At 57.0% G+C, this 14,047-nt stretch carries 15 protein-coding genes; 8 read left to right on the top strand and 7 right to left on the bottom strand.

Annotated features, from left to right (window positions below; all coding sequences use genetic code 11):
• Nucleotides 1-3: 3 nt before the first annotated feature.
• The 4 genes from BST95_RS18725 to BST95_RS20000 are packed head-to-tail and all read right to left on the bottom strand — an operon-like array spanning nucleotide 4 to nucleotide 2,523.
• Nucleotides 4-813 carry a sulfotransferase family protein gene (locus BST95_RS18725; protein ID WP_084200924.1) on the bottom strand — a complete coding sequence of 270 codons (810 nt, stop codon included), beginning with the start codon at nucleotides 811-813 and terminating at the stop codon, nucleotides 4-6.
• A gap of 6 nt (nucleotides 814-819) precedes the next feature.
• Entirely contained in the window at nucleotides 820-1,707 is an 888-nt protein-coding gene (locus tag BST95_RS18720) for a glycosyltransferase family 2 protein (protein ID WP_084200923.1), read from the bottom strand.
• Nucleotides 1,704-1,967: a sulfotransferase family protein gene (locus BST95_RS18715; protein ID WP_229801915.1), complete on the bottom strand. Its 264-nt coding sequence runs from the start codon at nucleotides 1,965-1,967 to the stop codon at nucleotides 1,704-1,706. The genes BST95_RS18720 and BST95_RS18715 overlap by 4 nt, the downstream gene beginning before the upstream one ends.
• Before the next feature lie 7 nt (nucleotides 1,968-1,974).
• Nucleotides 1,975-2,523: a hypothetical protein gene (locus BST95_RS20000; RefSeq protein ID WP_169844001.1), complete on the bottom strand. Its 549-nt coding sequence runs from the start codon at nucleotides 2,521-2,523 to the stop codon at nucleotides 1,975-1,977.
• A gap of 93 nt (nucleotides 2,524-2,616) precedes the next feature.
• On the opposite strand from BST95_RS20000, the gene BST95_RS18710 reads away from it, so the two are divergent.
• The 3 genes from BST95_RS18710 to BST95_RS18700 all read left to right on the top strand — a co-directional run bounded on the left by BST95_RS18710 (nucleotide 2,617) and on the right by BST95_RS18700 (nucleotide 5,094).
• Complete coding sequence (locus BST95_RS18710; protein ID WP_146004272.1) at nucleotides 2,617-3,759, top strand: acyltransferase family protein; 1,143 nt, start codon at nucleotides 2,617-2,619, stop codon at nucleotides 3,757-3,759.
• Nucleotides 3,760-3,771: 12 nt separating this feature from the next.
• The gene (locus tag BST95_RS18705) at nucleotides 3,772-4,290 is read left to right on the top strand and encodes a peroxiredoxin (RefSeq protein ID WP_084200920.1); all 519 of its coding nucleotides are present in this window, start codon (nucleotides 3,772-3,774) and stop codon (nucleotides 4,288-4,290) included.
• A gap of 138 nt (nucleotides 4,291-4,428) precedes the next feature.
• Nucleotides 4,429-5,094, top strand: coding sequence for a PaaI family thioesterase (locus tag BST95_RS18700; RefSeq protein WP_084200919.1), 666 nt, complete (start codon nucleotides 4,429-4,431; stop codon nucleotides 5,092-5,094).
• 8 nt (nucleotides 5,095-5,102) lie between these two features.
• Here the strand turns inward: BST95_RS18700 and BST95_RS18695 are convergent, their stop codons facing one another.
• Nucleotides 5,103-7,172 carry a TonB-dependent receptor gene (locus BST95_RS18695; RefSeq protein ID WP_084200918.1) on the bottom strand — a complete coding sequence of 690 codons (2,070 nt, stop codon included), beginning with the start codon at nucleotides 7,170-7,172 and terminating at the stop codon, nucleotides 5,103-5,105.
• 241 nt (nucleotides 7,173-7,413) lie between these two features.
• On the opposite strand from BST95_RS18695, the gene BST95_RS18690 reads away from it, so the two are divergent.
• A complete protein-coding gene (locus tag BST95_RS18690; RefSeq protein WP_084200917.1) occupies nucleotides 7,414-7,641 on the top strand; it encodes a hypothetical protein in 228 nt (75 codons plus the stop codon).
• Nucleotides 7,642-9,714: a TonB-dependent receptor gene (locus BST95_RS18685; protein WP_084200916.1), complete on the top strand. Its 2,073-nt coding sequence runs from the start codon at nucleotides 7,642-7,644 to the stop codon at nucleotides 9,712-9,714.
• Nucleotides 9,715-9,759: 45 nt separating this feature from the next.
• Here the strand turns inward: BST95_RS18685 and BST95_RS18680 are convergent, their stop codons facing one another.
• Nucleotides 9,760-10,686 (bottom strand): radical SAM/SPASM domain-containing protein, encoded by a 927-nt coding sequence (locus BST95_RS18680; protein ID WP_084200915.1) that lies wholly within the window; start codon nucleotides 10,684-10,686, stop codon nucleotides 9,760-9,762.
• 94 nt (nucleotides 10,687-10,780) lie between these two features.
• Between BST95_RS18680 and BST95_RS18675 the strand changes: the two genes are divergently transcribed.
• Complete coding sequence (locus tag BST95_RS18675; RefSeq protein ID WP_169844000.1) at nucleotides 10,781-11,197, top strand: phytanoyl-CoA dioxygenase family protein; 417 nt, start codon at nucleotides 10,781-10,783, stop codon at nucleotides 11,195-11,197.
• Here the strand turns inward: BST95_RS18675 and BST95_RS18670 are convergent.
• Nucleotides 11,194-12,339, bottom strand: a complete 1,146-nt coding sequence (locus tag BST95_RS18670) for an aromatic ring-hydroxylating oxygenase subunit alpha (RefSeq protein WP_084200913.1) — start codon at nucleotides 12,337-12,339, stop codon at nucleotides 11,194-11,196. The genes BST95_RS18675 and BST95_RS18670 overlap by 4 nt on opposite strands.
• 195 nt (nucleotides 12,340-12,534) lie before the next feature.
• Between BST95_RS18670 and BST95_RS18665 the strand changes: the two genes are divergently transcribed.
• Nucleotides 12,535-13,599, top strand: coding sequence for an iron-containing alcohol dehydrogenase (locus BST95_RS18665; RefSeq protein ID WP_338073428.1), 1,065 nt, complete (start codon nucleotides 12,535-12,537; stop codon nucleotides 13,597-13,599).
• Nucleotides 13,596-14,042 carry an acyl-CoA thioesterase gene (locus BST95_RS18660; protein ID WP_084200912.1) on the top strand — a complete coding sequence of 149 codons (447 nt, stop codon included), beginning with the start codon at nucleotides 13,596-13,598 and terminating at the stop codon, nucleotides 14,040-14,042. Before BST95_RS18665 ends, BST95_RS18660 begins: the two co-directional genes overlap by 4 nt.
• The last annotated feature ends 5 nt before the right edge of the window (nucleotides 14,043-14,047 follow it).

Genomic DNA, 14,047 nt, shown 5'->3' with positions numbered 1-14,047 from the left:
GGCTTAGGGGCGGTACCCCAATGCTTCAAGCCGTTGCAACTGCACCTGGGTGAAATCGTCCCGCCACTGATGATGGCGGAATCGATTCAGCGTAGCGGGTGGACGGATGCGGTCTGCCAGTGCTGCGCGCTCCGCAACATCAATATCCAGCTCCAGAAAGGAAAATATACGTTCCAGTTCTGAATCGGGCGCTTGGCAGAGCGCTTCATAGCGCACAAGCAGAAACTGGCCTTCCAGTGTTGCGCCGACCTCTATCGCCTTTTCGTTAGCGATTAGCCAGTACTCCATGGCGTCTCTGGGTGCTGCCCTGCCTGTATCATCAAACTGTGTATGCAGGCCAACATATTCACCCCACATACTGAGTTGGCGCTGGTTGCCTGAATACGCCATATCCAGGCCATTGCGAATAATGTGAATGTATTGAATCGCCGGGAAATAATCAGCAAGCTCGCGCAGCCACAGGTGTGTGGCGGGGACCTTCCAGCCCGTGCGACCGGAAAGTCCCAACTGTTCGCGTCGCTTCAGTAGCAGAAACTCAAGCCCCCAGAAAGCAGCTCGCAGCCGGGTTTTCAGCGGCATGCTCTGCAGCTTGTCAGTGTGAATGATCGGATGCATGGGTGGCCACTCCAGTGCATCGTGCGCGTCGTTTGAGGGAGTCGCCATGGCCACCCCGGCTTCGGCCAGAATTTGGGCGAGAATTCGTGTGCCACTACCGCCCACGGCTCCCACCGCGATGGGGTTTTCGAGGAGGACGGCCTGCGGGGCTTCATATTCAATTTTGCCTTCCAGCAGCGAAGCATAGGGCTTAAACATCAGGGGCTAGTTCTTCAGATGGATTTTTGACGCCTCGGTCGGAAGATGTCCCATGTAGTGAACATTTTTTTCAGTCATCACCGAATCCGTGCCGCGTATGTTTCGATATTGCTCACGATAGCTTTCGGTGCGCGTTTTGCGCTCTTCCATGGATACGTTGGTCGTGGTTCCTCCATGCAGTTGATGGAAGCTGCCTTCGCCGACCAGTTGCACGGGAGTGGTGCCCGCTGCGTCTGCTGCGCGCTTGTAGAGGTCGAGATTGAGGAAACCACCACCTGGAAGATCGAACTGCTCATCACAGCCGTCCAACCGGTCGAACAGGGTTCGACTCAGGGAGATACAGTTCGATTCAAACATCTTGTTGAACCAGGTGATATTGCGCGCGCCAGCTCTGAAGGGTGTGCCAATTTCAAACAGGCGATAACCGTCTTCAGGCCAGTTTATCGACGCCAGTAACTTGTCCTCTGCGGGCTTATCATAACCTTCGATTATCGATTTGTTCTGCTCGTCGGGCCCGGTGAAAAAGTAGCGGGTGGCGACCAGAGGTTCGTCAAATGCTCTGAATGTACTGAGCGTCATTTCAAATACGCCCGGCGTCAGCAGGTGTGCACCGTCAATCATCAGGCAGAGAATCTCGCCGCGGGCCTGTTCGGCCGCCAGGTTGATTGCCTTTGCTGGAGAGGGGTGGGCGTCGTCAATGCGAATCAGCTCCACAGGAACATCCACATGGGAATATGATTGCGGGTCGATTGCCTGCGGAGAGCCGTTGTCCACCAACAGCACTTCGTACTCAAGATCAGCGGCGCCTAACTGGTAGTTGCGCGCCAGGCCCTGCAGCGTGCGCGGGATCTCCCTGGCCATGTCGTAGGCGATAAGAATGACGGACAGCTTCATGCGGAAGTCTCTGGGATGTAATCGAACGCCCTGAGCCGTTCGAGTTGAGTTTGGCTGAAATCGTTGCGCCAGTCGTGTTGCGTGTGGCGGTTCCAGGTCGTGGGTGTTTTGATCAATGCGGCCAGTTGATGGAGACGCTCAAGCGGCAGGTCCAGCTGAAGGAACGAAAATATCCGACTCACTTGTTCAAATGGGGCACTGCAAAGCTCTTCAAAGCGAACCAGTAGAAACTGACCTGGCATAGCGGCGGATTGCCTCATAGCATTCTCATTGGCTAGCAGCCAGTATTCCAGGGCGTCCCGGGGGGGCCATTCCATCGTCGTCAAAGTGGGTGTGAATGCCCAGTGATTTTCCCCACATGCGCAACTGGCGTTGGTTGCGTGAATAGGCCATGGCCAGGCCATTTCGCAGAATGTGTATGTACTGGGACCCGGGAAAGTAGTCCCCCAGCTCCCGCAGCCACAAATGAGTAACCGGGACCTTCCATCCGACACGGCTGCTTAGCCCCTGTTCTTGCCGACGGGCATCGAGCAACTGCTCGAGCCCCCAAAAGGCCGCATGCATGCGTTGATCAACCGGAATTTTTTGCAGGCGTGGGCGGTTGATGATCATTTTCATGGGCGGCCATTCCAATGCATCGTGCGCCTCGTTAGACGGCGTTGCCATGGCCACGCCTGCCTCTGTGAGGACTTGGGCCAGGACGCGCGTGCCGCTGCCCCCGACTGCGCCGATGGCGATAGGGTCTGGAGTATACGCTGCCTGGTTACCGTGGTATTCGATCGTGCCGTCGACGAGGGCGGCATAAGGTCTAAACATACTATGTGACTGAAGCTGGTTCTGGATCCAGTCTACCCCAGTCACTGCATTTTCTGTAGAGTTAGCGTCCAGTAAGAGAGGGGGTAAATCAAGGTGTCAGGAACTGATCATGGTGGGCTAGAGCTCAGCGCGGGCATGCGCGGTAAGGGAACGTATCTCCTTGAGCTCGAGTGCATTCGCGGGCTGGCCATTTTACTGGTCTACCTGTTCCATGTTTGGGGTATCACCTTCGGTCGACATCAGGGAGGTGTGTCGTTCGGTCTGGGCTATGTCCTGGGTGGCAATACCGGGGTAACTCTATTTTTTGTCCTGAGCGGTTTTCTGTTAAGCCTTCCCTGGTGGCGAGCTGCCGCCGAGGGCGCTGCGGCTCCCAGTGTGCGCAACTATGCATTGGCGCGCGTTTTGCGCATAGTGCCCCTTTATCTGGTTGCGGTACTGATTGCTGCGATTGTCACCGGTAAGTGGGAGGTTGCGCTGCAAGCGGCCCTGTTCCAGTTCGTCGGCTTCGACATGTTTCCGTTTAGTGTGGTCTGGTGGACGCTGGCTACGGAATTTCAGTTTTACGTTCTGCTACCGCTGTGTGCGTTGGCACTGTGGCGCGGCGGCTTGGCTAGAGTGCTTTGCTTTGGGGCCCTGGTCGTTTGGCTGGGCTGGTATCTGTCTACGTTCGTGCTTCCTGGGCCGGATGGTCCAATCCGCTCGTACTGGGTGACAAAGTCTGTGTTCGGGCGATTGCCCGCTTTCCTGATGGGCGTTATTGCCGCCGGCGTCTACCTGCGGTTGTGCGACAGGCCGCAACGTATTACCGGAATATTGGTCACGGCTGGGATAGTTATCGCCTGGCTAGGGCTTGGCGGAGTACTTGGCGAAGCGGCACGGATTGGCGAATCGAAAGCTGAATGGGCCTGGCATCTGCATCACAGCTATGAAGCGCTGTTGTGGACGGCGATTATTCTGTTGCTGCTGCTAGGCAGACCGCGGTTCGCTGCGGTGCTGGTAAATCGCCCGATGGCCCTGTTGGGAAAGCTGTCCTACTCGTTGTATCTGATTCACGTGCCGGTACTGTTTTATCTGATTTACTCGATTAAGACGCCGATGGAGGAGGCATACATTGGATCCTGGTATGCCTACGTATTACCTGTGGCTGCGCTGTTGCTGAGCGTGGGGCTCTCTTATGTGACCTATCGCTTGATCGAATTACCTTTTTTGAATCTGAAACATCGCATTCCGTTCTAACCGGAGTTGATTATGAAGAACTTTTTTTGTGCACTGGCTGCCCTGCTGTTGTTGCCTGTCCTGGCACTCGCTGAACTTGGCCCGGGTGACATGGCACCGGATTTCAGCCTGCAAGGGTCGGATGGCAAGACTTACACGCTTGCCGATTTCCGGGGCAAGCAGGCGGCAGTGATTGCCTGGTTTCCCAAGGCGTACACCAGTGGTTGCACGATTGAGTGCAAGTCATTGGCGGAAAATGGTCACCTGATTCGCGAATATGACGTGAGTTACTTTATGGCCAGCGTCGACCCCTTGGAAGACAATGTGGGCTTTGCTGAGGAAACGGGGGCAGATTTCCCGCTGCTCAGTGACCCCGAGAAGCAGGCAGCCGAGGCCTATGGCGTGTTGCACACGCTCGGTTATGCCAAGCGTCACACGTTTTACATCGACGCAGACGGCAAGGTGCTGAAAATCGATCGGAATGTGAAGCCGGCAACATCAGCGGAAGATATGGCCCGCACCCTGGGTGAACTCGGCGTGGCCCGGCGCTAAACGCCTAACTGACATGCACTGTGTACAGCCCCGCCTGGCCTGTTAATTTGGACTGGCGGGGTGAAATCTAGCGGCCAGGCTTGCTACGTGGCCGGGGCTGGGCCAACCTGAAGGCCATTTGGCAGTCGAGGCAGGGATATGCCCTTATCCGAAAACGAACATCCCCGTGACGAAACCCTGGTGGAGGCGGTAAACCGCGAGGCCGGTGAATTGATTCACCTGTTGCGATGCTCAGAGGCCCCCGATGAGGTGTTGGCTGAGGCCACCGAGCATATGCAGGCAGCGATGAGTGCATTGGCACCGTATCTGCAGCAGGGTGAGGGCTGGTCTACCGTCACTATCGCCAGCGACACTCCGGGATTGGGCTGGCGCGAGGATGACCTTACCGCCTGTATGCCGTACAGCCCTATTACCGGCAAACGCAATCCTATATCTCCGCCGATTCGCATGTGGCGTGATGGCGATGAGGTGCGCGGGGAAGCCCTGTTCTCACCCACCTATGCCGGCCCTCCGAACAGTGTGCATGGCGGTATTATCGCGGCGGTATTCGATGAGTTGTTGTCGATGGCCAATGTGATTACCGGTGCCGCTGGCTTTACTGGCACGCTCAGCATTCGTTACCACAAGCATACGCCCCTCAATCGGCCTATCGAGTTGTGGGCGGTGTGTGACAATAACACTGGTCGCAAGCAGTTTACGCGTGGCGAAATGCGCGTTGACGGTGAAGTCACCGCCAGCGCAGAGGGGCTGTTTATCCGCCCCGTGAAGCCGCTCGGTGAAGTGCCTAAGCGGCAGCAGGACTAGGCGATAGCTTAGAAGCTGTAGCTGACCCGGGCGAAGACGTTGGTCCCATAACCTGGGATGCGTTCACGCATGCCGATGTCGGGATTGCGCGCCCGGTTGTAGCCGCCCAGATGGTCGCGATATTCCTTATCGAAGACGTTGTCGACGCCCGCAGCGAGCTCCACTGCCGAGGTCATTTGCCAGCTCGCGCTGAGGTTGAGCAGACCATAGCCAGCGGTTTCCTGTTCGCGATTGGTTTCGCTGACCTGATTCTGGGCACTGTAGAACACACCCTCCGCTCCGAAAGCCCAGCTTCCGTTGACATAGTTCAGACGGATGCTGGTGTTGGCCGGGGCGATTCTGTAGAGCTCGTCCTCAATGTCGTCACGTTTACCGCGAACATAGTTCACGATCCCTGACATCGACCATTGATCTGAGAGCTGCCACGCCCAATCCATGTCAAAACCATAGATGACCGCATCGACGTTGTTGAATTGCAGCGGTGCCGGGTTGGTCGTGCCGTTCATCATATTCATCATCTGCACAAACATGGTCGCCGGGGCGATCTCGCTGGTAGTGCCCTGAATGTAGTCGTCGACCTGGCTGTAGAAGATGCGTGGGGCCAATGTGAAGCGGGTGTTGCTGAAATCCATGCCGAACTCGATCTGGCGAGAGACTTCCGGATCGAGTTCGATATTGCCTGTATAAGTGTTGCCATCGGCAAGGCCGGCGGTGGCTTCCAGTGGCAGCCACAAATAGCGCTCCTGATAGCTGGGGGATCGGGTTTTCTGGGCCAGGCCCGCGTACCAGCTCGTGGTGTTCGAAGCCTCATACCAGGCCTTGGCAACGAGGTCGACATTGTGGTCCGTCTGATCGCGGTCGGCGTTGTTGAAGGCGTCGCGCAAAGCCGCTGCAGGGGGCATCATTTGCGCTGGGGTGCCGTCGACAGTGTCTGCATCCATGCTGACCGCGTTGTAGCGCAGGCCCAGCTCGGTGCGCCAGGTATCGCTGAGCTCCAGCTGGCGTTCCAGGAATGCACCGAGTACGTCACGCTCGGCATCGTTGAAGTTGACCACGAAGAACATGGCCGCATTTGGGTTGTCGATATTGGAATTGTGGTTGGCACTGAATCCATCCAGGCCAAAGCTCCAGTGCCCCTGATCATCGTACATCGTGGAGTGCAGCTTGAAGCCGCGGTTTTCGCTGTCGGCAATATTGCGACGCCACAGCATGCCACTGGCCGGGGCCTGGCGCAGGTGATAGTTGGTCATGCCGTGTTCGAGGTCGCTGCCAAATACCGCAGCAGATACTTCCAGCTCGCCGGGCAGCTCAAAGCGATAGGTCAGGTCAGCAAGGTCGCCTTCAATGTACTCAATATCCATTGGCAGGGCAGGGGTGCCGGCATCGCCTGTGTCGTTGTAGCCATAGTTGACCTGGACACTGTGATTACCGGATTTGAAGCCATAACCGATATCGTAGCGCTCTCGCTCGTATTCGGTGGGGGTGATGTCGCCGCCGCTGAACTCGGCGTCATCGCCCGATTCCACCATCGCGGCGGCATTGAATTTGTGGTCGCGGTTAGCCGCGAACAGCGCGCCTGTGAGGTGCTGGCCGCCATTGACGGACTGTGCACTGGCGATAATTTTGCCGTCAACACTGAATTCGCCGCTAGCGGTGAAATCGCCGCGCTCGGTGCGGGCGTCAATCGCCCCTCCAATAGACTCCTGGGCAACGCTTACCGGGGCAATGCCGCGGTATACCTCAAGGGACTGGAGCAAGCCGTTACGGGCATAAGACAGTGGCGGATCCATCCAGTTGGGGCCGGAGGGTGCCAGCTGGGTGCCATCAAGGGAGGTGGCTATGCGTCCGCCATACATGCCGCGGTACTGGGGAATGCCGGTGAGGGGGCCGTTGCTGTTGACGTTGGCGCCAGGGGCTTTTTTCAGCAGTTGCGCTACATCGGCAGAAATCACCAGCTCATCACTGATATCGATGGTGCGAGTGTCATGGTTGGCAGTAACGACCAGTTCTTCGATGTGGTCTGCGAGTGAGTGGGCGCTAAGTGCGCTCAGTGCTAGAGCGAGGACAGTGCGTTGCAAGGGAATAATCCATGGTAATTACAGCAGGGCGGGCAGTATATCCAGCACTGTGATGGCTCGCCTGTGGCATGTTGTCGCACCCGTGTCGCAGCAAGGTACAACTATGTTTACCTGCGCTGAGTGTGGCGCCGAATGTAGTTTATTTATACCCGAACAGGCGTTGTATCTCGTATATTTGATCGTGGTAGAGATGCCCAGGAAGGGCGCAATTTATAACGATAGAAAATACTTGGAGAGAATCATGCTCACCCATCGCAAGACCCTTGCCACCGCCGTATTACTGGCCAGCAGCGTGGCCGCCAGCACCGCTTATGCGCAACAACTGGAAGAGGTGATTGTTACCGCCCAGAAGCGCACCGAGTCGCTGCAGGACATTCCTATCTCCATCTCTGCATACGATGCAGACAATATTGAGTCCATGGGCCTGTTTACCGCCCAGGATCTCGGGGCGGCGTCTCCCAGCCTGTAAATGCCGATTTATCCTACCTCGGCTAACAACCTGGCGTTGTTTATCCGCGGTATTGGTAATGCCGACTCAGTGGTGATTACCAAGGATCCCACAGTAGGAATTTACTATGACGGTGTATACGCAGCCCGCTCTACCGGTCTGCTTGCTGACCTGGCTGATCTTGAGCGCATTGAAATTCTGCGCGGCCCGCAGGGCACCCTCTATGGCCGTAATACGACCGCGGGCGCAGTTAACTTCATCAATGCCAAGCCCACTGGAGAATTTGCCTTCAAGCAGGTTCTCGGTGCAGGCAATTACGGTAGCTGGCGCTCTATCAGTCACCTGAATCTGGATGACATGGGCGGTTTCAAAGCAAAGTTTACCGCTGCGTTTTCAGAACGTGATGGCTGGGTCGACAATGAGGGTGCCAATGCCATCCCCGGGCTGGATTACACCGATTTCTATCTGCGCGAAAACCAGGGCTATCGTATCGCGCTGCGCTACGATGGTATTGAAAGCCTGGTCGTGGATTACAGCTACGATTACTCCGACATGAATACCGCGCCCGGCTATCACCAGTATGGTGGCCCGACTGGAGGGCTCGATCCCGCCTTTAACCCCATTACTGACACTTTCCGCAGCCGGCTGGAGGAAACGCGCAGTCCTACCGGCGGCGAGCCAACGGCCTACTACCTGCCGGAAACCGAAACCGAGGTACAGGGGCACAACCTGACGATAGAGTGGGCCCTCAGCGACGCTATGACCCTGAAGTCGATTACCGGTTATCGTGAGTTCGATGACGATGCGTCACAGAACTTTACCCAGTCCTTCGGCGGAGCAGGCTCGCTTGAAGTGTGGGCGGTGACTGAGCACGAGCAGTTCTCGCAGGAGCTGCAGCTGCTGGGTAGCTATGACAACTTCCAGTATGTTGCCGGCGTCTACTACTTTGATGAAGAGGGCGCCCAGACAGAGCAGCAGTACCTTGATCGTGCTGTGGTCGACCAGACAGGTATCATCGCTCTGGATCTGACCAACTTCCCACCCACGCCCTGTAGCGATCCGTTCGGGAGTGGCGTTGGGCCGGATGTACCGCCTTGTACCGATCTGGGCGCGTTCTTCCCGCTATACCTTGGCGAGTATGCCGTGGATATTGATAACGAGTCCTGGGCGGTCTTCGGTCAGGCGACCTGGAACGCCACCGAGCGTCTCGACCTGACGCTGGGCCTGCGTTACACCGATGACCAGCGAGATGCAGTGCGTACCAACGATGGCCTGACCTGGAATTCCTTCGGTCCTGGTCAGTCTGCATCCGATCTGGATGAGACTGACTACACGGTGATCGCCGATTATCGCTGGACTGACGATGTGTCCACCTACGCCAAGGTCTCCACGGGTTTCCGCTCCGGCGGATCCAGCCGCAATGGCCTGAATTTCAATCAGGCGTTCGATAAAGAAACCGTGACTTCTTACGAGCTGGGCTGGAAGAGCGAGCTGTTCGACCAGGGCCTGCGCCTCAATGGTGCGATCTTCTACATGGAAATCGAGGATATTATTCTCGACTACCTGCCTGACCCGGTGAATAACCCGCAGTTTGTCGAAGTGTTCAACTCAGGCGAGGCGGAAATTACCGGCCTTGAACTCGATATCACCTGGGCACTGGGCGAGAACTTCCTGGTCGGTGCGAGCTATGCGTACCTGGATTCCGATATCAAAAACGCAATCTTCCCGGATGGTTCTGATCGCTCCGATACCACCGAGCTGGTATGGGCGCCCGAGCATGCCTATACCATCATGGCCGACTGGGATATCCCGGTGAGCTATGGCAATTATCGCCTGCACGCGGACTACGCCTGGCAGGACGACCAGCTTGCCCTGGCGAACACCAACTTCGGTGAGGTGCTGGTAGAGGACTACGGTATGTTCAATGTGCGCTTGAGCTTGTCCCAGGTGGAAATGCTCGGCGGCGACTTCCAGTTCGCGCTGTGGGCCAAGAATGCCACGGACACTGACGACGAGAGCTACGCCATTGGCGCCACCTCGTTCACTTACCTGGCACCGCGTATGTACGGTGCAGAAGTGATCTTCGAGTATTGAGGTAGGAGAGATGCCAAAGCCCCGCCCTGCGGGGCTTTTTTTTGATCAGATTTCGCGGGCGATAATGCCCGAGGGCAGGCTGGCTTCCCAATTGAGCGGATCCAGATCCGTGGGCAGCCGTGGTTGGTAGAACATGCGCTGCTGTTTGATAAACAGATCCAGCTCGGCCTGCTCGGCCTCGCCCTGTTCCATTTCAAACATCTTTTCGCGGACGCCGTTGACCGGGTCAATATTGCATTGAGCGCAGGCCTGAGGCCGGCGAGCTAATGTCTCCAGTTTGACCTGTTCCATGGCGTCGATACTGTACTCGAACACCGAGCCCAATGGGTCGGTCTTGTGATAGTCGCCGCAGCAGATGTAGTACTGGCCGCTCCAGCCAATAAACACGAAATAAAAGGGCGCGGAGCAGAGCGTGGTGACTTTGCGCTTGGCCAGCAGTTCTCGTGCTTCATCCTGAAAACGGTCACTTTCGATAAAGTAGTGGCTGTTGTCACAGTCGCCTCCGCGATTGTTCTGCTCGAACTTGAACGTTTCACCAACGCCGGCGGCGTGCCAATAGGCGCTGTACTCGTCTACCTTGTCTTGATTGAGGTCGTGAATAACGATGCTGACCGCCGATTCCACGTTTCTCTCAGCGTATTCCTCCCGAGCGATCTCCAGAAACGCCAATGCATTGTTGCGCGTGGTCTCGAAGTCGAGGTTGTAGACCAGTTCATAGTCTTCCTCGGTGTCGGAAATACTGAAGCAGATGCCCTTGAGGCCAGCATCGAGCAGTGAGCGGGATCTCTGGGGTGTCAGCAGGTTGGCGTTGGTCGTCATCATGACTTCCACACCCTCTGCAGTGGCGTAGCGGATAAATTCTTCGACCTGGGGGTGCAGGAGTGACTCGCCTTGTCCTGTAAAGGAGATACGTGGGAAAATCTCCAGCTCTTTCACTCTCGCCACGACCTGTTTAAAGGTGTCGAACGGCATGAAGCCCTGATCCGGGCTTTCATCTGCAACGACCAGAAGCGCCTATCTGGAAGGTTTACTGGGTGATGCCAGAATTTGTGAGATTGCTTCTGAGTTGCTCGGCGAGGGTTATGCGTTTCGCGTTAGTGACTGCAGTATCTATGACTGCGGCACCCAGTTTCATCGGGATTCCTATGGCGCAGACCTGTCCTTTACGAATATCAAGATGGCGCTCTATCTCGATCCACTGGATGCGCAATCCGGGGCAATTCGGGTGATTCCCGGCAGCCATCATCCGGGCAGTGCGTTCACCCGGTTACTCAATCAGCATGTTGATTCCGGGTTTGGCGATCTGAACCTGGATACCGATGAAGTGCCCGCCACGGTATTGGCGAGCCAGCCGGGTGATCTATTGTTATGGAACTATCGCCTGATGCACGCAACCAGTTACGGAGGCAATCAGCGCCGCATGCTGGCGCTGGAGTTTTCCGAACCTTATGTCAAGGATGCTCCCGCCGCTCTGGAGACTTAGCTGTCGCTCAGCTGTTCCTCGATTAAGCGGTGAAAGCGAGCGGCGGCCTTTTCCAGTCCACCAAACAGCAGGCTGTCGTTGGCGGCGCTGTGCAGGCCGCGCTGTGCCCCTTCGGCCACGAAGATATCCTCGGCTGCAAAAACACCCTCATCGATGAGGCGGAACGAACGGCCAAAGTGATCGCGGCGTTCCTCCGTTTCCGGTAACTCCGGTACCAGCATGTAGTGGACAAAGATCGTGCGGTCGACGCTTTTTGGAAACAGGCAGATCACGCTGATGTAGTCCGGTTGGAAGACCAGCACTGCATTGGGGAACGTGGTGTATGAGAAGGTGACATTGTGCCGCAGGTCCGGTAGCGATTCGGCGGCAGTGCCGACCGCATCTGCAATCTCATTGCGCGCCACCGCGCTGCGCGTGTGCATGCCGAGCATGCCGGTTTCTGCCAGTGAGTCAGGGAAGAACGGACCCACGGTGTTCTTGTGCAGGCGAGTCACATGATACCCGTCGAGAAAGGCGTCCTGAACGAGTTTCCAGTTGGCGGATACCTCACGCACACTTTGCTGGCAGTAGTGAAAGTCCCCGAGGCGGAAGAAATCGAACTCGGGGCCAAGGCCGGCTAGGTGACTATCGATGTCCATATTACCTTCGATCTGAGCCCAGATCAGGCCATTGCGCACCTCTGTCGCAACCGGCACGAGGCCATTGTCGGCCTTGTCGATGCCCACGAAACTCTCGCAGCGGGGAATGTTGCGCAACCCACCATCGAGCCCGTAGGTCCACTGGTGATAGGGGCAGACCAGAGACCGAAGCTGTGCCGGGCCCTCCGCTTGTACCAGGCGCATACCGCGGTGGCGGCAGACATTGTAAAAGGTGGCAATGTGGCCCTGTTGGTCGCGGATGGTGATCAGTGGTACGCCCAGCCAGTCCTGAACAATGGCGTCGCCGGGCTCGGGAATCTGGCTCTCATGCCCCAGCACAAGGGGCAACTGCATAAACAGCTCGCGCCGCTCCTGCTCAAAGCGCTTCGGGTCGCTGTAGTGATGCACTGGAATGCGAATGCTGCAGGCCTCGGGGCCATCGGCCTCACCGTCAAACCTTGCGGCGAGAGTATCTACTGCAGAATATAGGTCGGAAACGCTCATCACTTGTTCTTATCAAGCGTGGCCTTCGATCATAACACTTGCGTCTATTCGGGGCATGATTTAGCGTGCAGGCCAGAACTAGACAGGTGGCTACATGCAGGAATTTGAATTCAATACGGTAGGTCGCATTGTCAGTGGTGGTGGCAGCGCCCTGAAACTGGCACAGGAATGTGAGCGCCTGGGTGTGAGTCGCGTATTACTGATCACCGACCCGGGCTTATCGCCCTTGGTCTTCCCCAGGCCCCGCTCGACGCGCTGCAGGGGGCGGGAATCGACGTGCAGGTGTTTGACCAGGTGCGTGAAGACCCCCCTGAGGAAACCGTGCTGGCGGCCGTCGACCAGGCGAAAAACATGGGCGCCGAAGGCGTCATTGGTTTTGGTGGTGGTAGTTCACTTGATGTCGCCAAGGTAGTTGCGGTGCTTGTAGGTGGCAGTCAGGCACTGTCCGAGATCTATGGCGTGGGCATGGTCACCGGCAAGCGCCTGCCGCTGATATTATTGCCGACGACCGCGGGTACCGGATCAGAAGCCACCCCGGTGGCGGTCATTACCACCGGCGAAACGACCAAGGCCGGTGTGTCATCGCCTGTGCTCCTGCCCGACGTCGCGGTACTGGATGCCGATCTCACCTTCGGCTTGCCTCCAGCTGTCACTGCAATGACCGGGGTCGACGCTATGGTGCATGCCATTGAGGCCTATACCTCGAAACGCTTGAAAAACCCGATATCAGACAATCTTGCACGCCAGGCGCTGCATTTGTTGGCGCGTAATATTCGCACCGCGGTGACAGATGGCGGGAACCGCAAAGCGCGCGAGGCAATGTTGCTGGGGGCCTGCCTGGCTGGCCAGGCCTTTGCCAACGCTCCGGTGGCCGCAGTACATGCCTTGGCCTATCCCCTGGGCGGGCATTTTCACATTCCCCACGGTTTGAGTAATTCGCTGGTGCTTCCGACAGTGCTGGAATTCAACGCGCCGGCGGCCAGTCACCTGTATGCAGAACTGGCCGACATTGTTGTTGGCGAGCCGGTGCCGGGCGATGACATGGCGCGTACGCAAGCACTGATCGCCTACCTGCGTGAACTCATCGACGCAGTCGCGTTGCCCGCCACATTGGCAGAAGCAGGCGTAAGCGAGAGCTCGCTTGAACAGTTGGCTGAGGATGCGATGGCGCAGCAACGGCTGTTGGTCAACAACCCCCGCGAGGTCAGCCTGGACGATGCGCTGGCGATTTACCGCGCCGCCTATGGAGAGCAAGCATGAGTCGAGCGCCCATTCCCCAGCGTAGTGACTACAAGGTGTTCTACCCGATTGGTACCCGGTGGGCTGACAATGACATCTACGGACACGTGAATAACGTCACCTACTACGCTTACTTTGATACCGCGGCAAACCGCTTTCTGATTGAAGAGGGTGGTTTGGATATTACCGCAGGAGACATCGTTGGATATGTGGTGAACTCTGGCTGCCAATACCACGCGCCGGTCGCCTACCCTGATGAGCTGGAGGCGGGCTTGCGAGTGGATAAACTTGGCAATAGCTCCGTGCAATACGGCTTGGCGATTTTCAAGAGGGGTGAGCAGAGCGCTGTGGCCCATGGCCACTTTGTGCATGTCTTTGTTGATCGCGCGGCCGACAAGTCTGTGCCCATTCCCGCCCGGTTGCGGGAGGCGCTGGCTGGTATTTTGGTCGCAGCCAGCGAATAGCAAAG

It is taken from the genome of Halioglobus japonicus (assembly GCF_001983995.1).
Taxonomy (GTDB): Bacteria; Pseudomonadota; Gammaproteobacteria; order Pseudomonadales; family Halieaceae; genus Halioglobus; species Halioglobus japonicus.
The sequence above is the reverse complement of the archived record's forward strand: the minus strand, read 5'-3'. Positions and strand labels throughout refer to the sequence as shown.